The sequence below is a fragment of the Phaeobacter sp. A36a-5a genome (genome assembly GCF_037911135.1).
Taxonomy (GTDB): domain Bacteria; phylum Pseudomonadota; class Alphaproteobacteria; order Rhodobacterales; family Rhodobacteraceae; genus Phaeobacter; species Phaeobacter bryozoorum.
Window position 1 is genome coordinate 83,417 of sequence record NZ_JBBLYU010000005.1, and the last position, 25,578, is coordinate 108,994.

General features: G+C 58.5%; 25 protein-coding genes. 8 read left to right on the top strand and 17 right to left on the bottom strand.

Going from position 1 to position 25,578, the window contains the following annotated elements:
- The first annotated feature begins 42 nt into the window (after window positions 1-42).
- The gene (locus tag WLQ66_RS17470) at window positions 43-1,284 is read left to right on the top strand and encodes a lytic murein transglycosylase (protein WP_340547614.1); all 1,242 of its coding nucleotides are present in this window, start codon (window positions 43-45) and stop codon (window positions 1,282-1,284) included.
- Between the two features lie 6 nt (window positions 1,285-1,290).
- On the opposite strand, the gene WLQ66_RS17475 is transcribed toward WLQ66_RS17470, so the two are convergent.
- Entirely contained in the window at window positions 1,291-2,400 is a 1,110-nt protein-coding gene (locus tag WLQ66_RS17475; protein ID WP_340547615.1) for an NAD-dependent epimerase/dehydratase family protein, read from the bottom strand.
- Window positions 2,401-2,730: 330 nt separating this feature from the next.
- Here WLQ66_RS17475 and paaZ point away from each other — a divergent pair, with 330 nt between their 5' ends.
- Together paaZ and WLQ66_RS17485 are read left to right on the top strand one after the other, a co-directional pair.
- A complete protein-coding gene (gene paaZ / locus WLQ66_RS17480; protein WP_340547616.1) occupies window positions 2,731-4,854 on the top strand; it encodes a phenylacetic acid degradation bifunctional protein PaaZ in 2,124 nt (707 codons plus the stop codon).
- Window positions 4,855-4,885: 31 nt separating this feature from the next.
- Window positions 4,886-5,467: a flavoprotein gene (locus WLQ66_RS17485; RefSeq protein ID WP_340547617.1), complete on the top strand. Its 582-nt coding sequence runs from the start codon at window positions 4,886-4,888 to the stop codon at window positions 5,465-5,467.
- Between the two features lie 59 nt (window positions 5,468-5,526).
- On the opposite strand, the gene WLQ66_RS17490 is transcribed toward WLQ66_RS17485, so the two are convergent.
- The 4 genes from WLQ66_RS17490 to WLQ66_RS17505 form a co-directional block, all read right to left on the bottom strand.
- Complete coding sequence (locus WLQ66_RS17490; protein WP_340547618.1) at window positions 5,527-5,967, bottom strand: hypothetical protein; 441 nt, start codon at window positions 5,965-5,967, stop codon at window positions 5,527-5,529.
- A gap of 6 nt (window positions 5,968-5,973) precedes the next feature.
- Window positions 5,974-7,077, bottom strand: a complete 1,104-nt coding sequence (locus WLQ66_RS17495; RefSeq protein ID WP_340547619.1) for a hypothetical protein — start codon at window positions 7,075-7,077, stop codon at window positions 5,974-5,976.
- 48 nt (window positions 7,078-7,125) lie between these two features.
- Complete coding sequence (locus WLQ66_RS17500; protein ID WP_340547620.1) at window positions 7,126-8,319, bottom strand: vanadium-dependent haloperoxidase; 1,194 nt, start codon at window positions 8,317-8,319, stop codon at window positions 7,126-7,128.
- Between the two features lie 265 nt (window positions 8,320-8,584).
- Window positions 8,585-10,042 (bottom strand): SLC13 family permease, encoded by a 1,458-nt coding sequence (locus WLQ66_RS17505; RefSeq protein WP_340547621.1) that lies wholly within the window; start codon window positions 10,040-10,042, stop codon window positions 8,585-8,587.
- 90 nt (window positions 10,043-10,132) lie between these two features.
- On the opposite strand from WLQ66_RS17505, the gene tsaA reads away from it, so the two are divergent.
- On the top strand, window positions 10,133-10,798 hold the full coding sequence (gene tsaA, locus WLQ66_RS17510; RefSeq protein ID WP_340547622.1) for a tRNA (N6-threonylcarbamoyladenosine(37)-N6)-methyltransferase TrmO: 666 nt from the start codon (window positions 10,133-10,135) through the stop codon (window positions 10,796-10,798).
- Window positions 10,799-11,005: 207 nt separating this feature from the next.
- Entirely contained in the window at window positions 11,006-12,436 is a 1,431-nt protein-coding gene (locus tag WLQ66_RS17515) for an ABC transporter substrate-binding protein (RefSeq protein WP_340547623.1), read from the top strand.
- Here WLQ66_RS17515 and WLQ66_RS17520 read toward each other — a convergent pair whose 3' ends face one another.
- Window positions 12,437-12,616: a hypothetical protein gene (locus WLQ66_RS17520; protein ID WP_340547624.1), complete on the bottom strand. Its 180-nt coding sequence runs from the start codon at window positions 12,614-12,616 to the stop codon at window positions 12,437-12,439.
- Here WLQ66_RS17520 and WLQ66_RS17525 point away from each other — a divergent pair.
- From WLQ66_RS17525 to WLQ66_RS17535, 3 genes are read left to right on the top strand one after another with little or no spacing between them, the layout of a single operon-like run.
- Window positions 12,615-13,469: an ABC transporter permease gene (locus WLQ66_RS17525; RefSeq protein ID WP_340547625.1), complete on the top strand. Its 855-nt coding sequence runs from the start codon at window positions 12,615-12,617 to the stop codon at window positions 13,467-13,469. The genes WLQ66_RS17520 and WLQ66_RS17525 overlap by 2 nt on opposite strands.
- On the top strand, window positions 13,470-14,279 hold the full coding sequence (locus WLQ66_RS17530) for an ABC transporter permease (protein WP_340547626.1): 810 nt from the start codon (window positions 13,470-13,472) through the stop codon (window positions 14,277-14,279). It begins immediately after the preceding gene.
- Window positions 14,276-15,775 carry an ABC transporter ATP-binding protein gene (locus tag WLQ66_RS17535; RefSeq protein ID WP_340547627.1) on the top strand — a complete coding sequence of 500 codons (1,500 nt, stop codon included), beginning with the start codon at window positions 14,276-14,278 and terminating at the stop codon, window positions 15,773-15,775. The genes WLQ66_RS17530 and WLQ66_RS17535 overlap by 4 nt, the downstream gene beginning before the upstream one ends.
- Here the strand turns inward: WLQ66_RS17535 and WLQ66_RS17540 are convergent.
- The 11 genes from WLQ66_RS17540 to WLQ66_RS17590 form a co-directional block, all read right to left on the bottom strand.
- Window positions 15,772-16,329, bottom strand: coding sequence for a gamma-glutamylcyclotransferase (locus tag WLQ66_RS17540; RefSeq protein WP_340547628.1), 558 nt, complete (start codon window positions 16,327-16,329; stop codon window positions 15,772-15,774). The two genes, WLQ66_RS17535 and WLQ66_RS17540, sit on opposite strands and share 4 nt — an antisense overlap.
- An 86-nt stretch (window positions 16,330-16,415) precedes the next feature.
- Window positions 16,416-17,108 (bottom strand): M23 family metallopeptidase, encoded by a 693-nt coding sequence (locus WLQ66_RS17545; protein ID WP_340547629.1) that lies wholly within the window; start codon window positions 17,106-17,108, stop codon window positions 16,416-16,418.
- Entirely contained in the window at window positions 17,105-17,686 is a 582-nt protein-coding gene (locus tag WLQ66_RS17550; RefSeq protein ID WP_340547630.1) for a hypothetical protein, read from the bottom strand. The genes WLQ66_RS17545 and WLQ66_RS17550 overlap by 4 nt, the downstream gene beginning before the upstream one ends.
- A 41-nt stretch (window positions 17,687-17,727) precedes the next feature.
- A complete protein-coding gene (locus WLQ66_RS17555) occupies window positions 17,728-18,921 on the bottom strand; it encodes an acyl-CoA dehydrogenase family protein (protein ID WP_340547631.1) in 1,194 nt (397 codons plus the stop codon).
- Window positions 18,922-18,944: 23 nt separating this feature from the next.
- Window positions 18,945-19,361, bottom strand: a complete 417-nt coding sequence (locus tag WLQ66_RS17560; protein ID WP_340547632.1) for an acyl-CoA thioesterase — start codon at window positions 19,359-19,361, stop codon at window positions 18,945-18,947.
- A 36-nt stretch (window positions 19,362-19,397) separates the two neighbouring features.
- The gene (locus WLQ66_RS17565) at window positions 19,398-20,000 is read right to left on the bottom strand and encodes a type 2 periplasmic-binding domain-containing protein (protein WP_340547633.1); all 603 of its coding nucleotides are present in this window, start codon (window positions 19,998-20,000) and stop codon (window positions 19,398-19,400) included.
- A 527-nt stretch (window positions 20,001-20,527) separates the two neighbouring features.
- Entirely contained in the window at window positions 20,528-21,220 is a 693-nt protein-coding gene (locus WLQ66_RS17570) for a glutathione S-transferase family protein (RefSeq protein WP_340547634.1), read from the bottom strand.
- Between the two features lie 186 nt (window positions 21,221-21,406).
- Window positions 21,407-22,297, bottom strand: a complete 891-nt coding sequence (locus WLQ66_RS17575) for a LysR family transcriptional regulator (protein ID WP_340547635.1) — start codon at window positions 22,295-22,297, stop codon at window positions 21,407-21,409.
- A gap of 283 nt (window positions 22,298-22,580) precedes the next feature.
- Entirely contained in the window at window positions 22,581-23,504 is a 924-nt protein-coding gene (locus tag WLQ66_RS17580) for a LysR family transcriptional regulator (RefSeq protein WP_340547636.1), read from the bottom strand.
- A 50-nt stretch (window positions 23,505-23,554) separates the two neighbouring features.
- A complete protein-coding gene (locus tag WLQ66_RS17585; protein ID WP_340547637.1) occupies window positions 23,555-24,589 on the bottom strand; it encodes an ABC transporter ATP-binding protein in 1,035 nt (344 codons plus the stop codon).
- Window positions 24,586-25,578 (bottom strand): ABC transporter ATP-binding protein, encoded by a 993-nt coding sequence (locus tag WLQ66_RS17590; RefSeq protein WP_340547638.1) that lies wholly within the window; start codon window positions 25,576-25,578, stop codon window positions 24,586-24,588. Before WLQ66_RS17590 ends, WLQ66_RS17585 begins: the two co-directional genes overlap by 4 nt.

A 25,578-nucleotide genomic window follows, 5' to 3' on the forward strand; every position in this document is an offset into this window, starting at 1 on the left:
GCCTGTTGCGCGTTCATTTTGCGATTGGCGGGAGGGTTGAGCGTGGTGGCTCGTTTACTGTGTTTTCTGTTTTGTTGCGTGCTCCCCTTGGGGGCCGCATCGGCTCTGGATCGTGCAGAGGTTGAGGGCCAGTTTCAGCGCTGGCTGCTGCAGGAGATATGGCCCGAGGCACAGGCTGCCGACGTTCGACGGACGACCTTCGATACTGCGTTTTCCGGTGTGAAACTGAACTGGGATCTGCCGGATCTGGTCCCCCCGGGCACTAAGGCCAACCCTCCCCGTCGCCAGCGTCAGGCGGAATTTGGCGCGCCGGGGCGCTACTTCAATCGCGGCTCCGTTGACGGTGCGACGTCGGTCGGACGCCGGATGGCGAAGCGACATGCAGCTGCCCTGCAACAGACCGAACGCCGTACCGGAGTACCGGGGCGGATTATTCTGGCGATCTGGGGGCGCGAGAGCGGCTATGGTCAGGTGAAGATCCCTCACAATGTGTTTGAGGTGTTGGGCACCAAGGGCTTCATGAGCCGCCGCGCTCCCTATTTTCGCCAGGAATTGATTGCAGCCCTGCAGATCGCCGAGGCCGGGCATGCGCCGGGCAATGTGATGAAGAGCAGCTGGGCTGGCGCATTGGGCCAGCCTCAGTTCATGCCTTCCAGTTTTCTCAAGTTTGCCGAAGACGGCGACGGCGATGGTCGTGCTGATATTTGGCGTTCCGAGGCAGATACAATTGCGTCTATCGGTGGTTATCTGGCGCGCCATGGCTGGGACAAATCGCGAGACTGGGGGTTTGAGGTTTCCCTGCCGGATGCGGTTTCATGTGCCCTAGAAGGCCCGGATCAGGGGCAAACCATCCGTGACTGGGAAGAGCTGGGTGTCCGGCGCAGTTCTGGACGGCCGTTTCCGCAGCATGAACAAGACGGCGTTGCCTATCTGATGCTGCCCGCTGGGCGGAATGGTCCCGCGTTTCTGGTCACCCCGAACTTTTATGTGCTGAAAGACTACAACAAGAGCGACCTCTATGCGCTTTTTGTGGGGCATGTCGGTGACCGCATTCAGTTTGGCGTCGGAGATTTCCAAGGTCAATGGGGACAGGTCGACAACATGTTGCGATCTGACGTCGCGGCGATGCAGCGCGGGCTGGAGCGACTTGGCCATGACGTCGGCGACGCCGACGGGCTCGCGGGGTTCAAGACCCGTCGTTCGATCGGCCGCTGGCAAGAGGCGGCTGGGCGGCGGGCCACATGTTTCCCGACCTCAGCGATGCGGTCTGATCTTGCCCGGTGATAGCCGCTACCGGTTGGTAGCCCCTGTCGGATGCGCGCCGGCGGTAACCTTGCCGAAGTCTGGATGGTCATGACGATCCAACCAGTGAAAGAAGCTGGCGATCATAGCTGCCAACCCGTGCCGTGGCACTGCAAGACTGTCGCGTCTGGTGAAGTCAAACTGCGTCGGCGGCACGGGATCTGTCCCCTTGGGGACAGCGGTTGGCAAGGCACCTACTGGAACAAATTTGGCGATTTCGCTGTAGATTTCGGTCCATTGCCAACTTCTGGCGACTGCGAAATAACGTCCCTCGGACCCCGGTTTTTGCAAGGCGGCCAGACAGAGCGCCGCCAGATCGGAGGGATGGATCAGCGACATGGACCCCTTTGGCGTCTGATGATGCCAAGGATGCGCCCCGACCGCCATCTCACGGAGGCGCCCCAGAATATGCCCTTGATCATGGCAGGGCAGAACACCGGGTCCGACGATCATACCTGACAGCAAGATAATCAGACGCAAAGCCCGGTCCTGTGCAAGGCGCGCCGCCGCAACTTCCATTGCCGTTTTCTGTGCGGCGATGAATTTCCGCTGCTGGATTTGAAGCTCGAAATCGGAGTGGTGTCGCAGTTCATTTTTGATCCGGGGCGCGTTCTCTGGCTCGGCGGATGCCGTGCTCGACAGTAGGACGATATCGGAAATACCGCTCAGATGTGCTGCTTCGATCAGATTGTGACAGGCTGATTGTGCGGGTATTACGCAATGCTCCAGGCCCGTTTCCCGATCCAGGTCACCCGCAGCAGTCCCATCAGGCGCTTTGCGGATGGAGGGCAGGCAGGCGATCACCAATGCGTCGGCACCATCAAGCGCGGGGGCAAAACTCTCAGGATCAGCAGTATTTGCTGAGACTAGTCGGAGCCGCTCCTTGGCACCGGGCAGGGCCATCAGGTGAATGGTTTTTGAGCTGTCCGTCGCATCTCGCAGTGTACCGGTCACGCGCCAACCGAGTGCAAGGGCTGCGCGGGTAATATGCGCGCCTGCAAGACCGGAGGCGCCTGCGACACAGATATGCCGGGGACCTGTCGGCCTGCTGGGGATGGTTGTCTCCTGCGTGTATCGAGAGGCTCCGGTTCCGGTCATTGCCTGTTCCCTCGGATTAATAGGTAGATTATGGCGGCGCTTGTTTAAGCCTGCGCAGGCTGGCAGCGGGCGGTCGAAATTGCACATCGAAAATCCTGAGGCTTCCCCTCGGCGCGTTTTGGAACCCCGTTGATCAAGCCGGCTGCGCAGGTCTGCCTCAGAAATCCTGAGGCGCTGTTTTCAAACTTTCGATTGGATGTGGCACCGGCTTTGGCTGAGACCTTAGGACGGAATGACCGGACTTTCCTGATGCAGATCGGATGAGCCATGTGGCGTCCTGCTGTCAGGTAGCCGGAACCTCCCGCGATGCAGCAGCAAGAGGGCTTTGACTTGACAGATCATGTAGAACGACCCCGTTTTCTTCAAAGTCTGGTTGCGGATAATTGGGAGCATCGCCCGGGTGAGACACTGAGCCTTGCCAATGCTGCGACCGATCGACCGAATGCGATCCTGTCCTTCAGTGCTGATGACGGGCGAGAGGCGGTCGACTATGCACGTGCGATTGGCGGGCCGGCGCTGCGCGCCATGGGATTCCACGATCGCGCGCAACGGCTGCGGTCTCTAGCACGGGTTCTGAACGACAGCCGCGCAGGGCTATATCGTGAGAGCCTGACGATCGGCGCGACGCGGCACGATTGCCTGCTGGACGTCGACGCTGGCATTGCGCGTCTTGCGGCGCTGGCAGGTCAGGCGCTGAAATCCCTGCCCAATGCCCCTGTGCTGCATCTTGAAGATGCTATCGGACCGGCCGGCGCAACCGGTCGACAACAGATATTGGCCCCGCTTGCTGGCGTTGCCGTGCATATCACCGCGTTGGATAGCCCCGTATCGGGGCTGCTGGAGCAGATCGCGCCCGCGCTGATCGCCGGTGTGCCGTGCATCATCTGCCCTGATCCCGCCACCGCCTGTGTGAGCGAACGTCTGGTAAAACTGATCCATCAGAGCCAAACGCTGCCAACTGGCGCAGTGCAGTTGCTCTATTGTCCGCCCCTCGGGGTGTTGGAGTATCTGGCCGCAGGTGATGCGGTCAGCTTTGCCGGAGGGCGCGACGTCGCCCGGAAGTTGCGACAGCACCCAGGGATTGCCGCAGGTCTGGTACGCTTTCAATCCTGTGAGACAGGTCTGTCTGCGGCGATTCTAGGCAGTGATGTCGCACCCGGGAGCCCGGAATTTGAGTTCTTCCTCCGCGAGATCCGCAGCGAATTGATCCTGCGGGCGGGTCAACGGCGTCACGCGGTGCGTCGCATTCTGCTGCCGCGCTACCGCGAGGATGAAGTGGTGGAGCGTTTGGTCGAAACCCTATCCGAGATCGCTATTGGGCAGCCGGATGACCCCGCTACGCAGATGGGCCCATTGGTGTCGCGGGCGCATCTGAAGACGGCTCAGAACGCGCTTGCCGAGCTGCGCCGCGCCGCCGATGTGATATCCGGTCCTATCCTCGCGGCGGCACCGGAAGGGGGGGCATTTCTCGCACCAGTGCTGCTGCATTGTCGCCAGCCTGCCCAGTCCTCTGTCATCCACGAGACCTTTGTGCAGGGGCCGGTTGCAACCGTGATGGCCTATGACAGCCTATGTGATGCGATTGCCCTGGCCAATCTGGCGCCCTGCTCGCGGTTCTCGACCGTATTCACCAATGACAGTCCGCTGGCGCAGGAGGCTGCCGCCTGTCTGACCTCCGCAGAAGGCCAGGTCAGAATTTGCGGCAGCGAAATGGCGCGTCAGGCATTGGAGCTGTCAACCGATCCAACCGTTCCGCGTCTCTTCTCCGCTACGCATCACAGTCAGGTCTGCGGTGCCGAGGATATTCGCCGCACAGTTGCGGCCTATATGATGCGGACAGAAATTCACGCACCGCCGCAGTTGCTGACGGCGTTGACGGGGCGCTGGGTCGAGGGCGCTGAAACCAGACGCAATGGTCACCCGTTCCGCAAGTCACTGGAAACACTGCGCATCGGCGACCAGCTAATCACCGAGACAAGAAAGATCACCGAACAGGATGTTGAGCAGTTTGCCCATTTTACTGGTGATGTCTTCTACGCTCATATGGACCGGGAGGCCGCGCGTGCGCATCCGTTTTTTGACGACCGTGTGGCGCATGGCCAGCTGGTCGTTTCCTTTGCGAATGGGCTGCTTGTCGATCCGGCACCGGGCCCGGTCTTGGCCAATATTGGTTCCGACAATCTGCGCTTTCATGCGCCGGTATATTTTGGCGACTGCCTGCATGTTCGCGTGACCTGCAAGGAGATCACGCCGCGTGCCTCTGCGCCTTTTGGCGATGTGCGATGGGATTGCTGTGTGCTGAATGCCTGCGGTGCGGTCGTGGCGCGCTTTGATCTGCTGACGCTGGTGATGAAGACCTGGCCGCCTGTTCCGCAGGGGAGGACCGGCACCGCGGCGGTGGCTGTTGTCACATCGGATAGGCCAGAGGCGTCTGTCACACAGCCCGCTGAATAATCAGAAATTCAACTGAGATAGGATATTTTCGATGACGAACACCGAGATCGACACCCCGTCACGCCCGCGCATTCTGATTGGCGTTACCGGCTCTCTGGATGCCACAATGCTGCCGCTCTATCTGCGAGCAATCAAAAATGAGATCGACTGTGAACTGACCGCGCTGTTCACTCCGACAGCGACGAAATTTGTAAACATGGACGCGGTTGCACTGTTCCTTGATCGGGTGATCAGCGGCGATAACCCGAAGGACTGGCCGACAGACAAGCCGGGGCGTATTGTAGCGGATCATGACATTCTCGCCATCCTGCCGACTACAGCGAACACGCTTTCGGCGATTGCGCACGGGTCCTCGCAGAACCGGCTAACCACCGTTGTCCTTGCGGCGACTTTCCCGGTTCTGCTCTTTCCTGTGATGGGTGGCCCCATGTGGGAAAAACCCGCAGTCCGCCGGAACGTGATGCAATTGCGCGAGGACGGTTATGAGGTTTTTGAGCCGGTATGGCGCGAGAACTACGATCCCTTGCTAAAGATCCAGCATGGGCATCATTCGCTCCCTGATCCGGAGCAGGTGGTGCAGATTCTGCAAAGCCGTTTGCCTTCGGCTGGTTAGCCCGCAGCATGTAATCTGAGGTGATACGGTGCAGCACCTGCTGCGCCGTTTGATGCCTGTCAGGGAGCTTTGATCAACAGCGTTTTGACAAACATGCCTCCCCCCGGTCGCCCCAGAACGCGATGGTCCTGCGCCCGCAGCGAGACGGTGATCTCATGCGTCCCGCTTGGCAGATGCCCGATCACGATATGAGGCTGGTAGGCGGTTACGATCTTCTCAGCACCCAGATGGACATGGGCATGGCCGCGGGCCAAAGCCTTGGCCTCGCTGATGCAAAGATCGGTAAACACGAAATTCTCAACCTCGATTTTCAGATGCCAGCCATCGATTGGCGTGTAGCTCGCTGTAACATCAAGCTCGGGTAGCGGGTGATCGTCTGGCAGGGTGGCGAAGAGTGCTGCCGGCAGCTCGTCGATCATCGCCACAAGAGGCAGACCGGCGCAAATGGCAATCAGCGGGGCCGAGGCGAGCATGCTGACGCTGAAGACGAATTTCAACATCTACTCTCATACCGTCTGGGGTGCACCAAGGCGATGCGGCCGTCTCAATAGGTCGACAGGCGCCCCACCGTGCAGCAGGAAAAACAGGAAGACGCCGTAAAGATTGCCGTGCAGCAGCGGAGATTCTGCCAGGCTGACGGCAAAGAAGGTGAAGGCGAACAGCAGGAATACTGCGATTGGCCGGATGAGCTGCCCCAGCGCCAACAGCACACCGGCGACCAGCTCGATTGCCATCATGATCAGCGCGACAAATGGCAGCGGCAGTCCAAAGAACCACATGTTGCCGTGCTCGAGTATGGCGATCAGCAGCGTCGGTTGAAGGAATTTCACTAGGATGGCAATGGTTGCAAAAGTTCCGCCCATGGTGACTTGAACCAGACACCAGACCAAACCGGGGGCATTGGGAAGAAGTGCAGGGAAACCTGGCGGCAAGTAATAATCGACGCTAAGTGATCCGCCGCCAAAATGCAGCAGCAACAGCGCGGGGGCGGCGAAATGGAAGCCGTAGTAGGCGATGAAATCGAGCGAGAAGAGGAGACTGCCAAGGGCGACAAGACATAAGATGCCGAAGGCGGCGAACCGTGTGCCGAGACCGAGCACCAGAAAGACCGATGAAATCAGTGCAGGCAGGGCCAGCCAGTCCCAACCTGGGATCAGAGCCAACTGCATGTCTGGCACGAAGAGCGTTGGCGTGCTCCACATCTCGGTTCCGTGGCGCGGCAAACCTCCAAGCGCGTTCAGACCGACCGTCGTTCCCAGTCCGATCCGCAGACATAAGGTCCCCCAATCGGCGCTGCATTTCTGCAGGGGCTTACAGATGCGGTCCTCCAATGGGCGCAGGATTTGCCCGGCAAGGACCATCGCAAAGATGGCGGTTGCGGCAAGACACGCAAAGCCGATCAGCAGGATCGGACTGCGAAACAGGTCCGGTACCGTCGCTTGAGAAAGCGAGAGAACTTCGTCAGGCGTAAGCAGCCAGGGTTCATGGGCGATGGCTGGATCGCCGATCAGGACCAGCCCAAGGCTCAAGAAAGCGGCCATCTGTGCAGAATTAGGCTGCGCCATGGTCTGGCTCCTTGGCTGGATACGTGCGGTGACCGGATCAAGCACCGCGGCCGTAGCCCCGCAGCAGGCAGATTACTTGCTGCGGGGGAGGGATTATTGCGACAATTTGGTTGAGAGGATACCGGCGCAATCGGCACCGCCCCCGCCGCTCACGGCCTGTGCGGAGGCTACGGGTGACAGAAACTCAGCGCTGATATAGCTGCCGATCTGATAACCCAGCATGTCGCCGACCGTGTTGGAGCGTCGATAATGAACCCCTCCGATGACCCGCGATTCTGCTTCTTCCTCCGCAAATTGGGCAAAGGTTTGATAGCTGCGGCTATAGCCATCCTTGCCTTCAAAGCTAAAGGTGAACTCATCGGCGCCGAATACCGCTTCCATCACCTGCTGGGCAGCGCTGCCGCTGGTGCAATGCTGACAGGGGTATTCCGGGTGCATCGGCGCCGCCACCAGCGGCGTCCAGCCGTCCATGGTGTCGAGCTGCGGATGATCGTACCCGTTGCCAACCGCGGCCAGCGCGGTTTCCGGCCGCCAGAACTGGTAGGTGTATTTGGCATCGAACCCGGCAACCAGAGCGTCGGTCAATGCGATATTCAAAAGCGCCAAGGTTCGCGCTTCCTCCACCAGTGGCAGGGCGCAGGCGCGGCTGCTGTCACGGGCGATCTGGTTCCAGGCGCCTGATCCAGACCCGGCGTGAAGCTTCGCGATTGCAATAAGATCAGGATCGGTTTGCGAGGTGGAGCCGCCGAGTTGCGCGACTTCTGCCAGATCACGCTGGAATTGCATGCTGTCGAGCTGTGGCGGCGGCGGGACACCAAACTGCTTTGCGGAGGTGAGTGCAAAGGGCTGCATATGTCGAATTTTCGGAGCAACCATCGGACGTCCGGAGGTAGGCTGATAGATGCCATTTTCGCCTGGTCCGGGGGTGAAGTCGTTTGCGAAATCAGCGCCGTCGGCGGCGCGTTTGTCCAACACCGCCTGCGCAGCTGCGGTACCGAGCCGGATCCCCGCTGCGCGGGCGGTTGCATCTGTCACCTCGGCGAGGACAGTCTCAGCCGCCATTGCCAGATCTGCTGCGCGCTCGGGCATCAGCTGCTGCATTATGGTCAGGGCCGCTTGCGTTACCGCTGCGCGTCTGTCCGCAGTCGGATCCTGCGCACCGTCGTAGGCATAGGCATGGTATGCGCCATCAACGGCGTTTGCAGCGTCAAACATGGCGGCATGCAGCAGCGCCAGCGTGCGCTGGCGCTGCGCGCCGGGCCATTTTTCCTCAACGACGAAACGCATCGCGGTTTCTTGCCAATCGGCAGCCAGCTCAGCCTGCGCCGGTCCGCTAACAGAGAAAAGAGCGGCTGTTGCCAAACTTGCGATAGAGGCATGAGAGAGCAACTGGTGGCGCCAAGGGGTCAGGGTCAACATCGGAGTACCTCGTCCGTGATAAGTGCAGCTATAGGTAGAAATGCTTTGGCCGCTCGTACAAATCGAAAGTCCCGAAGGCGCCCCTCAGGTTTTCTTCTGGGGGCGCCTTCTACGCGGTCAGATGGCCAGCAACTCAGAGCATGCCCAATAGGTGCCACCACATAAGATCCAGTGGGGCAAGCAGCAGAAGGCTGATGAAGAACAGGCTGAGACAAAGACGGATTATTGCTTTGGCTGGAAGGTTTCCGGCCTGAATGGCAGCGACCAGCGGCGGCGCCTGAAAGGGTAGGAAGACATTTGAGAAAGCCACAACCTGCGTCATCAGAACGGTTTCCAACGGCAGGCCGGTGGCTTCTGACAGCTCACCGGCGAGCGGAGTCATTACGGCCGGGACACCGGGCAGATTGGTAATCATCGCGACCAGTGTCGACAGCCCGATCAGGATAGATGTGTTCCAGACCGGCCAATCCGCGGCAAAGGCAACCGTTCCAGTGACCGCACCAACCACGGCTTCGCCCAGACCCGCCGACGAAATGACGGCGCCCAGCCCCATGATGCCGGCGACAAACAGCAAGGCCCCATAGCTCAGATCGGTGTTGATGCACCCCTTGCGTGTGAGATTCGCGCCAGGCAGCAGGCAGATCAGTGCAGCTGCCATACCCACCCATGCGGGTGACACCATATGGATCTGGTCCGTGAGCCACAGCAACAGGCAAAGCGCCAGTACCAGGCTCAGCGCCCGCTCCTGCCGGCTGAATGGTTCAGATGTGGTTGTCGGCGCGACGCTATGGGGCGGTATCCGGTCGGGGAACATCATCAGCGCAAGCCCGACCAAGACTGCCGATTTCACAACGCCAAGCACCGGAAAATGCAGCAGGAGATAATCGAAATAGGAGATATTGAGTCCGTAAATGGTTTCCCCCATCCCGACGAGGATCATGTTCGGAGCATTTGCAGGCAGGATGGTGAAGGCCGGAGCAAAGGTGCCGAATGTAGCAACCGCCAGCATCCCGGTCCGGCCATTTGATGCCGGACCAAAACCGACGCGCTCAGCCAAGGCGGAGATTATCGGAAGAAGGATCATGATCCGCCCAATCGAGGATGGCATGACAAAGGCCAGCGCGACCGAGAAGACGACAATGCCACTCAGCAGGCCGCCATAGCTGCGCAGGGGCAACAGGGCCAGCACGCTGGCGGCCCGCTTGTCGAGGGCCGTGTGCTTGATCGCGGCACCGAGGACCAGGCCACTGAAAAGCAACCAGAACGTAGAAGAGTGAAAGCCCGAGAATATCGTCTCAGGTGCAGCAACTCCCAATACGACGGCGACGAGAAAGAACGCCAGAGCGGTCCAATATTCAGGGACGAGGCCAGTCGCCCACAAACCGATTGCGCTCACCGCGAGTGCCGCGACGATGGCCAGATCCGGGGCGAGGTGGACCCAGGTCGCAAGCGCCGCGAGTCCGGCACAGGCGAAGATCAGCAGCAATGTCCACAGTGATCGCCCCGTACGAAGCAGCTGCGGTAGCGTGTGGCTTGTCGGCGGCATTGGCGGTGTGGATTTCGGGGCTGCGGGGTGGCTTTGATCGGTCATGCGTCTGAGGGTCCTATGGTCGATTATCAGGACACGATATGCCGCCGGATCAGGGTGCGAAGCCAATCGTTTTATCGGAGACGGGGTCTCATGAATTCCAAAGGCTCCGCTGACCTCAAGGTTCCACAACAACTAGAGCGTGCCCTCAGAAAAATGGAGGTCACGCATCCGGTCTTTCGATTTTACGATGCCCGGACTGCGTCATATCAGAAAGAAACCGTTCGACGGTGGCCCGCCCAGACCTGTGCTTTCAGGTCCGCCAGCCCTTTCCCTCCCCAAGACCGATTGCGAGACGCCATGACTGATGTGATGCAATTACTGACTGTGCCATCCGACAAGTTTCAAATCAGACCGATCGGTGTGATCCGCACTGGATTTGCAGAGGTCAAAGAATGCCCGATGTCAGGACGTCGCAACCCGGCAACCAGCCGGATTGAAGTGGCGCCCGAGTATCAGGCTGCATTGCATAACATCGAGCTCGCCTCTCATCTTTGGGTTCTTTACTGGCTGCATAAGTCCGACCGCAGCGCTTTGGTACGCCAGGCGCGAGGCAGTCAGGTCGCAAGGGGGATCTTTGCCAGCCGCGCGCCAAACCGGCCAAATCCCATTGGATTGAGCGCGGTGCAACTGCTGGATCAGTCCGATGGCGTGCTGACGATCAGCGGACTGGACTGCATCGACGGAACCCCGGTTATCGACCTGAAACCTGTTGTTCCCGAAGAAGATGCCCGCCCAGACGCGACCATCGGCTGGTAGCGCCCCTCCTGCGAGTGTTTCGGTAACGAAGAAAGTGATGCCATGTTTTCAGTCTACCGAATTGTACGCCATCGTTGCCCTGCTCGTGTTGCCGCGATCGGGCTCGCGCTCGCATGTTGGTCTACCCTTGTCGCGGGAGAGCTGAAGGCCGCGGAGCCGGAGCGGCTTGGGCACCTGGTCATCACTGACAGTAAAGGTGATCGCGGTATGCTGGCGCCTTATGTTCATCGCAAAAATGGCATCGGCTATCTCTATACCAGTTACATCTTCGATACGCTGATCGGGCAAGACACGGACGGAAATCCGGCTCCGGGCCTCGCCAGAGCCTGGAGCCGATCCGAAGATGGATTAAGCTATCATTTCGACCTCCAGCGGGACGCGGCATGGCACGATGGCACCACGGTCACAGCTGAGGATGTTGCGTTTACTTTCCGCTATATGGCTGAACATCCTTATATATTTGGATCGGTCAAATCCGTTGACCGGGTCGACGTTAGCGGACCGCACGACCTGCGGGTGCACGTCAAACGCGCAGAATACGGTCTGATTGAGGGCCTGTTTTCCGCAGTGCCGATCCTGCCCAAGCATATCTATGAAGGTGTCGCGGATCCTTTCCGGTTTGCAGCGCCAGAGGCTGCGATCGGAAGCGGCCCCTATCGCCTGGCAGGTTATGACAAGGCGCAGGGGCGTTACCTGCTTGAGGCGACCGGAGAGCATCCTCTTGGTAAGCCCCGGTTTTCGCAGATCCGGATCGTCCGAATGGGGCCAGATGCCGGGCTGCAGGCGATGGGTGCCGGTGAAGTTGACGTGATCTCATACCTGCCTCCCGAGAGGGTCGCCGAGGCGACAACTGCTGGCTTCCATGTCGCAACAGCCCCCAGCCATCATGTGCTGCGGCTGGGTTTCAATCATCGCGGCCGGTTTGCATCCAAGGACCTGCGTCAGGCGATTGCCTATGCGCTTGACCGTATCGCGCTGCTCGCCATCGCATATCCGGGCGGCGCGGAACTTGCTGATACGGGATACTTCCAATCCGGCTCCAGATGGCACAGCGATGAGACCACCGCTGCCTACACCTATGATCCGGCTCTGGCCCGCAAGATGCTGACGGCGGCGGGATGGATCCGTAACGGTGCAGGCAGGTGGCTGGCTCAGGGGGATGAAATTCGCCTGCGACTGATCACTGATGGGCGCGAGGTGAAACCGGCCAGAGTGATTGCCGAACAGCTGGAAGCTTTTGGGTTTTCAGTCGATTTGCGGGTTATGGAGGTTGCCTCTTTGCACAGCCTCGTTGCTGACGGGGATTATGACCTGACGGTGTTCTCGTCCAGTACGCTGGGAGATCCGGGCAATATCAAGCGCCGCGTCTTTGGTCGGGGCTGGAACAGCGACCGCTTTGCGGCGGATCCTGAAATGGCGGCATTGATCAAGGCGCAAGCCGTAGCACAGAGTCAGGATGAACGCCGCAAAGTGCTGGCCAAGTTCCAGCAACTCTACGCCGATAATCTTCCCTCTTACATGCTGGTGAACCCGCTGATGGCAACTGTTTTTAATGACAAACTGTCTGCGCCATTCATGCCCGGCGGTGTGGCAATCGGGGTTCCGTCGGCTTTGCATAAGTCCATATTCCTGGAGTGATCAGGTGGCCAATGTCTTTTCCAGGCCGCTGGAGTTGGCACCGGCAGAGTCGTTGGATGCCGGACCGTCGGCCGCTGGAATAATCACGCGGCTTCTGCTGCGATTTCTGATTTTCTGCGTTGTCTTGGTATTATGCGCGATCCTGACGCGGATGTTGCCCGGCGATACGCTGGAGGTCATGCTGTCAACGGATCTGGCACGCGGTCTTGGGTCGGGCGAACTGGACCGGTTGCAGGGGCGCATGGGCCTGACCGGAGATATCGCCTCCCAGGTCTGGCGTTATGCAAAGGGCCTTTGGGCTGGTGATCTGGGCTACTCAATTCCCCATGCGGCTTCGGTTCTGCAACTTCTGCTCACGGCACTGCCCTGGACCGGATTGCTGATCCTCGGAGCAACTCCGATCTTCGTTATCGGGGGTGTCCTGACGGGGATCGAAGCGGGTCGGTTGCCGGGTGGTACTGTCGATCGGTGGGTCACACCGGTGGTCACGCTATTAGCGAGCCTGCCGCCGTTCACCGGTGCGGTCCTGCTCCTCCTGGCCTTTGGCATCCTCTGGCCGGTTCTGCCAACCGCCGGGGCTGAGCCGCTGCTTCCTGCTGCCGGACCTGTGGGCGGCGCTCTGGACATTATGCGCCACGCCATCCTTCCGACGCTTGCGCTGGCCCTGCATGAACTGGCACGGTTCTATTTCTTAGCTCGGGCCGAAACGCTGACGCTGGCGCAACGGGATTTCGTGCTGAATGCGCGTGCGCGGGGCATTTCACCATGGAGGCTGAGATGGGCCTATATTGGCCTCAGCCTGATACCTGCGTGTCTCTCACGGTTGAGCGACACGCTGACCGGGTTGATCACAGCTGTGTTTTTTGTGGAAATCGTCTTCTCCTATCCCGGTACAGGTTATCTCATCTACAGTGCGATCCTGGACCGTGACTATGATCTGCTGCAGGGCGCAGTCGTTTTCATGGCGGCTTTCGTGCTTCTGGCGAATTGGATTGTCGATGGTCTGGTGATCCATCTCGCGAGGCGTGGCTGAATGCCGTTGGTCCTTCGGCAATGGTGGTTACCCGCCGGCGTCATGGTGGTTTGCCTTGGCATCTGGTTTGCTGGGCAGGCAGGACTTCTTGATTATCGCAGCAGCCGTGATGTTCTGATTGCGCCCGGATCAGCGCATTGGCTGGGCACGAACGAGCTCGGGCAGGATGTACTGACCGGGCTGATACTCGCCACACCAACGACTCTCGTTCTAGCTGTGGCGACAGCCATGGCTACCTCCACTCTTGCGATTGGTGCAGCAAGCCTTGTGGTGTTTTCCGGGCCGTTTCTGTCTGGAATGGTGCTACGGATCGTTGATGCGGTGCAGGTCGTGCCGACAATGCTGGTTCTTCTGCTCTTCGCAGCCTTGATAAACCCTGGGTTTTTATCTCTTTTTTTGCTTTTGGTTATAACGGGCTGGAGCGATGACGTGCGTGTCGCCGCTGCGGTCTTGCGCCGGGAGGGACAGCGCGAGAACATTCAATATGCGCGCGCTATGGGGGCAGGGTGGCTCTATTGCTGGCGCTGGCATCTGTTTGCCGCGATGCGTCCCTTATGCGGGGTATTGATGGTCCAGAACATAAGGCAGGCGGCACTAAAATCGTCCGGGTTGGCGTTCCTCGGTCTCACGGATCCGCGATTGTTAACCTGGGGCAGCATGATGCAATCGGCTATGGACCAACTTTATAGTGGCGCCTGGGTCTGGCTTCTGTTGCCGCCGGCCGCACTCCTATCGCTGCTGTTGCATGTCACGCTGACCATGGGCGACCGGAGTCTACGCTCCGATGCTGTGCCGGAGTTTTCCTTGTGATACGGGTCGAAAATCTTTGCCTCTGGCACAATGGTCGGGAAATCCTCAAGGGTGTCTCTTTTGAGGTGCCACGCGGACGTACGCTTGCGCTTCTGGGGGCTTCTGGCAGCGGCAAGACCTGTCTGGCGCGGCTGCTGGTGGGGATCCTTCCCGGGTGTCACGTCGAGCAGGCCGTCCGCAACAGCAACGGATTTCGTTGGTCGGGACGGGCTGAAGTCCTGGGCGTCGATATGCTGCGGGCGACGGTGGCCGAGCGGCGTCGGCTGCGCCAGACAGACATAGGCCTCATTGTGCAGGCGCTGTCCGACGCGCTGAACCCTCATCAGACAGTTTTGCAACATGTTGCGGAGCTGCTGCCGCGTTCTCGCGATCGGAGATCGCTGGCGATAAGGTTTTGTAAGCGCTTCAATATTCCTCAGCGTCTCTTACATCGTTATCCGGCCAATCTCAGCGGCGGAGAGATTCAGCGCGTGCTGACAGTGCTTGCGCTGGCTCGCGATCCATCGGTTCTGATACTCGATGAGCCTACAGCGGCCTTGGATCATGGCAATCTGGGGTTGGCCGTAGCCGCGCTGGAGCAGGGCAGACCGCGACGAAGCCAATTGCTCATAACCCATGACCTCTATCTGGCCGACAGAATGGCAGACCGGACGGTGTCGCTGCAAAATGGCAAATTGCGCGATCAGGATAGGGCGATTATTGGATCCCGGGTCGGCGGACGGCGGCGCAATCTGACCTCCGTTCCACGACGGCCTGAGGGTCGAGGAGTTGCTCCGTTGGTCCCAAGTCCTCAGGCGCTTCCAGCGGATCCATCGGGCTTGGTCGTGCAGGACCTGTCCTACTGGCGCAACGGAACGCCCCTGCTGCGCGGCATCTCTACTCTGGTCAGACCGGGTCATTGTCTGGCTGTCTCAGGTCCGAGCGGTTGTGGCAAATCCACATTGGCGCGTCTGATTTCTGGCTATGAGCCGCTGCAGGCGGGTCGCGTCATGTTGCGCGAGGCAAACGCCGCGCAGCCCAGAGCGTGCCGGATGTGTGAACTGGCGTTGGTGTCGCAGCATCCCCATCGGGCGCTGGCCCGCCACATGACTGTTGATCAGGTCATGCAAGACGCCGTCCGGCTCTATCTGCGGACCAGACCTGTTGGCGACCGGTACGATGTGCAGGCTCTGCTCGATAAGGTCGGCCTTCCGCACAGCGATCGATTTCTGTCGCAGCGCGCGGCGGATTTGTCCGGAGGTGAGGCACAGCGCCTGGTCATTGCACGCGCGCTTCTGGCGCGGCCGCTCTGTCTGATTGCCGATGAACCCACTGCCTCCTTGGACAGCGGTAGCCGCGACACTATCCTGCGCCTGTTTCGAAGTCTGATGGTGACCGAAAGGCTTGCGCTGGTCGTGTTTACGCATGATCCCAAGGTGGCAGCAGCCCTGGGTCACGACATTCGGTTTCTATCGGACGGTCAGCTGCGGCTCAGCCCTATGGGAGCGGTGGCTTAGGGCAGGTGGCTGCCTGTGCCCTGTGCTTGCAGGGTTTTGACCTCGGCTGACAGCCAGTCGAGGTGTTCATCGGCAATACCAAGCGCGCGCAAATGATCGGCAGTGTTCCACAGGTAGTCGCAGTTGGGGCCGCGTTCCCCGGCTGCCTGAGCAATGATTTCGGCCTGGCGGGCCAGGCTGTGATTGTCATATTGCTCGTGGTCACGATTGACGACATAGGTGAGCGCTTCAACCACGCGGCCGTCGACGAGTGTCAGCGGGGCCGTAATCTCGCGATACGCGGGGTTGAACAGCTCACGTGCGCGAAGGTCCTTCAGAACCTCGGTTTCCTGGCCAGATTGCACAGCGAGAGCGACGCCGTTGCAGATCGCATCATCCGCGGCGTCCAATGCGAGGACCAGACCCGGTCGTGCAAAAGTCCCGCGATATCTCAGAGAGTTCAGGCAGAACCGTCTTTGATATCCGGCCAGCTGTGCCGGCAGTTGCTCGGCAGGTTCAAATCCGGGGTCCCAGATCAGAGATCCATAGGCAAAGACCCAAAGTGTATCGGACATTTTCTCATTCCTTGAAGCGGTCGCGCTGAGACCCCTGAATTGGAAACGGCGGAAGAGGTCAGGGGCCCCCTCTTCCGCCAGGCAGATCAGTCTGTCAGCTGGCGATACGAGGTCACCAGACTGCTGTAAGGGGGGACAAAGACTGAACGCGTTTCATCGCCGATCTTTACGGTGTCCTTGACGTCAAAATGCAGGTGGATCGGCAGATCCGAAATCCAGGCATTCGACACTTTTCCAAGGCGATCCCCTTTGGAAACTTTGTCCAGCGGGGCCACGGCAAGATCGTCCATATTCATGTGGACATAGCGATAGAGAGTGCCGGATGGGGTTTGCAGGGTCAGGGCAAACCGCCCGACATGGGCGATCACACCATCTTCAACCGCAACAGCCCAATGGGTGTCGGCCTGACAGCTGGCAGGACGAATGTCCTGGCCCTGATGACCGCCTGACGCACAGACCGGCAGATTTGACCGGCGCAGTTCACAGAAATTGTCGCGCCAGGGATAGCTGTAGTTGACAGTGTCGCACTGGCTTCCGCCGTTGCCCTTGAAACCACCGGGTGCGTAGACATGGGAGTTGGCATAGGCCGGGCCATTCTCCAGCGGGAAACGCATCTCTGGATAAAGAACGGCACCAATTGACAGGCCAACCCCGGTATCCTTGATCAGGTCGCCCGGCGCCTTGAATCGATCGTTCGCCTGTGCCTGTGCCTGTGAAACGGCGGCAAGCATTGCAATGGCGAAGGCGGAAGCCGCCAGCCTATTTGCGCGAAGCATCATTGTACCGCCCCCTTCACAACAGTGACGGTCTGCGCCAGTTCGGCGAGATAACCGGGTTCAATACAGCGCACATCTTCGGTTGGGGCATCACAGGTGATCCGCAAGGTATAGAAACCGCCAAATCGGCTGAACATATGATCTGCACCGTCGCCGGTGGACTCATATGTACGGGCCTCATGTTTGAATGACAGGCCCGGAACCTCTGCCAGAAGTGTACGAGCGCCCATCACACTGAGCTGGGCGCCATCCAGCCGATAGTAGGCGCTATAGGCATTTTCCTGGCCGCGAAACGCGGGCAGTTCAACCTTTGCATCGGTACCGAGGATAAGGACGGGCAAGGTCACATCGTCCAGTCCGGCAGGAGCGGTGTCGATAAATGCGGCGATCAATCGCTGGTCGCTCTTGCTTGCATCCGCTTGCGCGGTATTGGCCGCGCCCCAATCAATGGTATTGACGACGCGGTTTACGGCCTGCTCCTGCGGTTTATCAACCGCTACGGCTGGTAGAGACATCAGGACCAGGGCAAGGGCGGCAGACGGGAACACGCGCAGGCCGGTCGCGCAGGTGGATGAGGGCATCATCTCTCTCCAAGTAGTGTGCATTGAATAGTCACCCGCAGCTATGCGGGCTCTAGAGTTTTCGACGTCGTAGCCTCTGCGACTTTCCGGGCTTTTGCATGCAGCCGCGTCATCTGGCCAAATATGTTGCGACGGTGCATTTCCTCGGTGCCGCCAACGCTGCAAAAGGCCAGTGCGTCCCGCAGGAATGTGGTCACCTGGCCCTCGTGGTAGCCTTTGCTGCCATAGAGCTTCATCAACTCCATTGCGCCTTCCACGATCGTATCTGCACCGACCAGTTTCGAGATCGAGCAGGTCATCGCGGCCTCAGGCGCACCGCTCAGCAGCTGGTGCAGGGCAGCGTAGGACACCCATTTTGCACTTTCCGTGCCGATACGGATATCCGTCAGTTTCTTCTGGATGTATTGATGTTCGATAATCGGCACGTCGAAGGTTTTGCGTTTCTTAGAGAAATCAAAGGCTTCGGCAAGCATCGGTTCGATGAGCCAGGCCGCCACCAACCCGTAGTAGAGGCGCCCCATCGAGACGATATTGACCAGATTGCGAAGCCCGGCTCCCGGTTCTCCCAGAAGATGGCCGTAGTGCAGCGGAACATCGTCAAAAGTCATCTGACCGGTCGGCAGGTCCAGATTGCCAAGCTTGCGATCCTGTGCGCCAATATTGAGGCCGGGGCTGTCGGCATCCAGCAGGACCAATGAGATACCTTCACGGCCGTGATCACTCAGCTTGCAGACCACAAGAATGAAACTCGCGACCGGCGCATGTGCGATATTGTATTTTGCCCCGCTCAGACGGAATGTCTCATTCGGGCCGGGGGTCAGCAAGGAGGAGGTCGCACGTACATCGGTGCCAGTATCCGGATCAGCAATCGCGGTAGCGCTCAGCTCTCCATTGAGGATTCGGCCCAGATATTCGCGCTTCTGGCTGTCGCTGCCGTAAAGATCGAGCGCCCGCACCATGCCTGCCTGGGCGATCACCGAAAGCAACATGCCAGGGGTGCGCAGAGTGGCGGCAAGCCCCTCCAACGCAGCGGTGAAGCCCCACCAGTCTCGGCCATCGCCACCATATTCGCGTGGTACGATCATCCGCCACAGACCTGCGGCGGTCAGCCGATCCCAGGTCCGCTGGTCAAACGCACGGCGGCCAAGGTGCAGTTCGTCCCGGTCGGCCATTTTGCCGATCGCGGCAAAGGCAGTTCGGGTCTGCTGCTGTTCGGCTGTCCATTCCAAATTCATATCATCGTCCTCAATACAGGGGGTCAGGCGCTTTCCTGAAACGCAGCAACTGCTTCTTTGAAGGCATCCGGCACGGGGTAGGTGGCCTGCTTGCCGTAGTCGAACATGACATGAACAGACTTGGCATTGGCGACCACGCGACGATCTGCATCATCAATGTGCATCACATGCTCCATCTCAAAGCTCTTGCCGCCGAAGCTGACCACACGGCTGCAGACCACCAGATTGTCACCGTAGAGCGCCTGCGAGATGTAATCGCAGGATGTCTTGACCATGATATGCGGCAGCTTCTCGGATTTGGGCAGCTCAAGGAGGTCGTGCATGTATTCCAGATATGCCGACTGCATGTAGTCATAATAGACGGGGCTGCTGACGTGACCCATCGAGTCGGTATCGCGGTAACGAATTTCTACGGGTGTTTCGAAGGCTTTGTTGGACATGGGGTCTCTCCTATTGGGGTTCGATGTAGCGAGGGTTCAGGCGTGTTGGGTGCAATCCTGGCAGGCCCGCTTTTCCAGCGGGCCGTGGATTGTGAAGCCCATCGGGACGGGGCCGAATTTCCGCAGGATGGAAAGGCCGAATTTCTCGGCCGCGCAAAGCGTGGTGATGCAGCCGTCGACATTGCCCGCCGCGCAGTCGCGTGCCGCGATGACATTGCTGGAGACAAAGCGTCGCTCAACCGTGGCCGGGAGCAGTTTTTCGGGCGCAGGATGGGTCGCGCAGGTCATTGGCTCAGCCCCGGTGCGGGAGGCCAGAACCATGTTGTCGGTATTCATGATAAATACATCCAGCAATTTCATTTTCTGGATGTGTGCGTAGATGATGGAGTGGAGATGGGGGTAGGCGACAACCCCGACCAATACAGCTCCGTCCTGGCAGGCTACACTCTCAGCGGCCTGTTCCATCGTCCGGTGCAATTTAACCGACGCGCCGTGACACCGACGTAATGCCCAGGAAAGAGCCGCTCGCTCACAATTCGTTCCGGTAGGGCCAAGCGTATGGATCTGTTTAACCCAACCAAAGGTTTCAGATTGCGGAATATAATCATCGTTAATGCTGTTTTCGATTTGGAGATCCATTGCGTATCTTTTCCGCTATGTGTCGATGCTAATTTTGCAATGACCAAATTTGATCCATTTGCTCAAATAGGTATTTGAGCATCTATTCGAACTATAAATTATATGTGACTTTGATTTTGCCTTTTATCGCGGCAACTCTACTTCATATGCGCTCGCCGAATCTCAGTTCACTGACATCATCGAAGCGGCAATGGCTTCGCCGAACAATTCGAAAAAACTGATGCTGCTCCTCAGCTATGGTGAGGAACAGTCCATAACTCGAATAATGGCATGAAAAGCAGGAAACTGGTCGCTCAGCTCACGCGGTTATAGCTGAGGCTCGATCACTTACAGGCGGAAATCTTCCAGACAGGCCTGACCAGTAAGGTGGTGCATAAAAACCGAAGCAGCCCGCCTCCATCCCACGGTCTGGAAACAGGCTGTAGCTGCGCGCCATATCTCGCACGCCGGGCGAGCTTCCCGACGTGCAGGCAGTATTATAGCGGTGACGGTCGTCGATGAGAGGAAGCCGACAGCCGGTTGCGGTCTCAGCTGGACCGGGTCGGGTCGCGACCAATCCCGCCGAAGAGGTCGAGACAGCGCTCAAACCAGCTGCCAACGATATCATCACGCTCGAGCAACGGGTTAGATGTGCAGACGTTACACCATTGCAGTGTTCCAAAGAGCGTGTAGTCGGCGTAGGCAGGCGTTGTGCCTGACAACCAATCCTGCGTGCCGAGCAAGTCACGGACAGGCGCTAGTTTCTCTGGCAGCGCTGCGCGTTCGCCGTCGGCGCCTTCGGCCATGGCTTCCAGTGGCATGCCAAACCTGCGCTCACGGGCAGCGCGGAAATAGGCTTGGTCATCGGGCGACATCAGGTTGTGCATATCCATGACAGCAATCGTGGCAAGGCTGGGATGAAGGACCGTTTTGCAGTAGCTTTCGACAAAACGGGTCAGGGCGATCGCTCCCTTGCCATCAAAAAGATTGGGAGTATCGGTATAGGTTTCATCCAGATACCGAGCGATATCATAACTTTCTCCCAGCACCGTTTCTCCATCACGCAAGACGGGCACACTGGTAAAGCGACCATCCTCAATAGCAGTGATGTCGCCAAATGAAACAGGGACAAGATTATATTTCAAATTCTTGTGCTCCAAAGCCATGATGACTTTCCAGACATGTGGCGAATAGTGACGTTTACGATCTTCGCCACAAAGGCTATAGAGTTTGCGGTCCACTGAGGTTCTCCTGTCTGGGAAGTTAGCATCTAAAATTTTCGGCTGATTTAGAATCGCGCTGCTATATATAATGAAACCTTACGTCTCATTATGGTTTCATCAATATAGTATTTTGATGAAATAACATGGCTTCTATTTGTGATGCTGGCTCAACGGGTGAAACCATTTGGCTGGCAATAGAGCTGGTCAGGCCGAGATGGCCATCCTATCTGTATCCAGCAGATCGCGAACGGCGCTGATGATGGGGTCTTGAGTGCGGTTGGCGAGATGAGCGAAGAGAACGCGTGTCGATTTGCGGACTTCTCGCAGCAGAGCGATCTCTCCAGTCGGGGGTTCGGTTCCTGCGCTGCTGACGTGAACCAGACCGATGCCAGCACCGCTTGCGATCAAGGCGCGTGTAATAGTCTCATCATCGACATTGATGATCCGGGCGGGTTGAATGCGGTTTTCCTTAAACAGGCGCTCCGCGATGCGTCCACAACACGAACTATAAGTGGGGTAGATCCAAGGCATAGCCGCCAGCTTGTCCCAGTCAAGGTCCGGACCCGGCGGGACCAGATCAGGAGCGGCCGCAAGGTAGACGCTGAAACGTGATATTTCGAGGGTTTCAAGGTCATTCTGGGCTTCGTCAGGGTCGATAAAGAAACCTGCATCCAGGCGACCATTGCGGATATCGTCCAACACACTTGAAGATGTGCCATGTTGCAGGGCAACTTCGAGATCTGGAAAGTTCTTTGAAAGATCAGCGAGCAGGCGGCTCACCTCGGTCGACCCCAGGTTGCGCCCGGCGCCGACTCGCAGCTGGCCGGCCAAACGCCCACGCAACCGGGAGGCCTCTTCCAGAAATTTCTGATGATTATCAAGCAGCTGCCTGGCCTCTACCAGAAGCCGCTGTCCGTCGATGGTGACACTCATCCCGCGCGGTGTACGCTGGAATAGTGTCAGGCCCAGCGTGTCTTCCATCGTTTTGATATGGGCGCTGACGGCCGGTTGACTGCGAAACAACAGCTCGGACGCGCGCGTGATACTGCCTTCCCTTGCCACTGTGACAAAGGTCTTGAGTTGACTGATATCCATGGTTACCCCTTCAAATGCCATAGGGCGCATCGAATGCCTGCGCCTCTATTAGATGGCGCGCCACCACCCCTGGCTGACACGCGCGAGACAATTTTTATGCCCTCTTTGCGAGAAGTCAAAACAGAAACACCCGCAATGGATGAGTTGGGCTGTATTCCGCCGGTTAGGAGAGAAACGTCATGACGAGCGCCTTTTTGCCTGCCCTGGATTGCGAGGGGTTCAAAACATTCCTAGCATGAGGCCGACCCGTAACAGTCAGATAACAGTCCGCGCGTTGTTGTTGTCAGCCGACGATCGCTGCACTGTTGCCCATCTTGCGCCAAAGGCTATTCAATGTGGGTTTGGTATTCTCGGTCTCGCGGTACAGACGGACCGAAATTGGCGTGACAAACGACTCTCCGCCGGCAAGCGCCAGACGCCCATCGCTCAATTCATCCTCGCACAGCTTGCGCGGCAGCCAGCCAAGGCCGAACCCCTCCAGGATCATCGCCTTGACCGAGTTCGCGAGAGAGTTCTGGTTTACAACCAGCAGATTTGGAGGCGAGATTTGCTGGCGCAAGGTGTGATCCAGAACCGATCTCAGCGCGGATGCGCTGCCATAAGACAGCAGCGGAATCTGTCGTTTGGTATCGCGGCCGAGGTGGAAAAGCGGGTGTCCACCTGCATCCGTTTTTGACACCGGGATGAATTCATCCTCTGATAGCGTCAAGTAATCGCATTTGCTGACCTCCAGCGGCGACAGGAAATCCATTGCGGGATGCCAGTAGGTCAGGATCACGTCGCAATAGCGCTGCTGCAAGGCAGTGACGAATTGATCTGCCGCCCAACTGGTGGAGTTGAGATCGACATCCAACCCGCCGGCCTCCATCAACGGTTCGATATGGTCCCGGAAATGGGTCATGTAAAGCGACTGAGATGACGCAAAGCGGATGACATTTTCCCCCGCAGCGTCAATCGTTTGGCAGCGTTCCAGCGTCTCGGAATAGGTGCGTAGGATGATTTTGGCCTGCGATAGAAACACATCCCCAGCAGGCGTCAGCGACAGCGGGAAGGTCTGTCGATTGATCAGCTTCACACCAACCTCATCCTCCAGGGCGCGGATACGCCTGGAGAATGCGGGTTGGCTGACATTCCGCTCTTCTGCAGCACGCGAAAAATTCTTGTGCGTTGTCAGCGCTTCAAAGTCTCTGAGCCAGATTATATCCAACTTGCCTAGGTCCGTTCTGGGGTCATCCAGTGGGCCGGGGGTCCCGGTGTTTAGCCGTCGAGCCGGTTCTCTTCGACCGCGTGGCAGGCAACGGTGCTACCATCTGCTTGCCGTAGTGGACGCGGACGCGACTCGCGACATCTAGCATTCGCAAATGCGCAGCGCGTTTGAAAGGGGCAACCTTGAGGCAAGTTGATGGGTGTCGGGATTTCGCCCTGCAGCCGGATGTGACTTGGCCCTTCATCCTTGAGCTGTGGCACCGCGGACAACAGCGCCTTGGTATAGGGGTGTTTGGGGTTTTCAAACAATGTCCGGGTATCGGCCAACTCACACAGCGTACCAAGATAGAGCACCGCAACGCGCGTCCCGAAATGCTCCACCACGCTGAGGTCGTGGGTGATGAAGAAATAGGTCAGTCCCCGCTGGTCCTTGGCTTCCAACATCAGGTTCAGAACCTGTGCCTGGATCGAGACATCCAGTGCCGAAATCGGTTCATCCGCGATGATGAACTCGGGGTCGACAGTCAATGCCCGGGCGATTGCGATCCGCTGGCGCTGGCCACCCGAGAATTCATGCGGATAGCGGCTGGACCAGCTCGGATCCACACCAACAGACCGCATGACCTCCGACACTTTATCACGCACTTCGCCACGCGACAGCGACGGATTGTGGTGGCGAACGGGTTCTTCCAACGCCTGCTGGATGGTCATGCGCGGGTTCAGGGAGGCATAGGGATTCTGAAAGATCATTTGCATCTTCTTGCGCAGGGGCATCATTTCCCCGCGCGAGCGATCGTCGATCCGTTGACCATCATAGTGGATTTCGCCGCCGCTGGGCGTCAGCAGCCCGGCAACCAGCCGCGCTACAGTAGATTTTCCGCAGCCGGATTCACCAACAATACACAACGCTTCGCCACGGTCCGCGGTGAGCGAGACATTGTTGACCGCATGCACCGCGCGTTTCTCACGGGTGATGCGACCACCGCGCAGCTTGATGGTTTCTAGAAACCCGCGATCCAATTCAAAGCGTTTCTCAAGATTCTTCAGCTCAAGCAAAGGTTTGCTGTCTTGTATCTGGGTTGTCATACGCTTGCCTCCTCAAGGCTGGTATTCTGCAGGCGGGAGACTTCGTGGCAGGCGACCTCAACCTGGCGATAGCTTACTGTTTCCGGCAACACCTTGCGGCAGTGGTCGACAGCATATTCGCAGCGAGCGCTGAAGGGACAGCCGGGGGGGATGGATGTCAGCCCCGGCATGTTGCCCGGGATCTGTTTCAGTCGTTGGCCGGGCAGGGTCTGTTGCGGCAACGCGTTGATCAGCCCTTGGGTATAGGGGTGTTGCGGGTCGTTGATAATCTCGCGCGTCGGACCTGCCTCGATCAGACGACCGGCGTACATGACGAGGGTGCGCTCGGTCATCTGACTGACCACGCCAAGATCATGAGTGATCAGGATCAGGCCAACCTTGTTGGACTGGCAGAGTTCGAGCAGCAACTCCATGATGTCCGCCTGAATTGTCACATCCAGCGCAGTTGTCGGTTCATCTGCGATGATCAGCTCCGGATCCAGAAGCAGCGCCATCGCGATGATGATCCGTTGCCGCATGCCGCCGGACAGCTCGTGGGGATATTGGTTCAGCCTTTCTTCGGGCGAGGGGATATAGACCTCCCGCAACTTCAGAATAGCGATCTGTTCCGCTTCAGACTGGCTGAGCGAGCGGTGCGCCTTGAGCGTTTCGACCATTTGCTGGCCGATCGTCAGGACCGGGTTCAGAGTGACCATCGGATCCTGAAAGATCATCGCCATGCGATTGCCACGGATCGTACGCATCTCGGCGTCGGACAGTTTGACGATATCCTTGCCACCAAAAAGGATCTCACCACTGTCGATATATCCGGGCCGGCTGAGAAGGTTCATCAGAGAGAAACCGGTGATGGATTTACCGGCCCCGGATTCACCTACGATGCCCAGACGCTCGCCTTTTCCAAGGTCGAAGGAAATCTGGTTCAATGCGGTGACGGTGTGATCACGCATCGCAAATTTGACCGTGAGGTCGCGAACGGAAAGCAACGACAT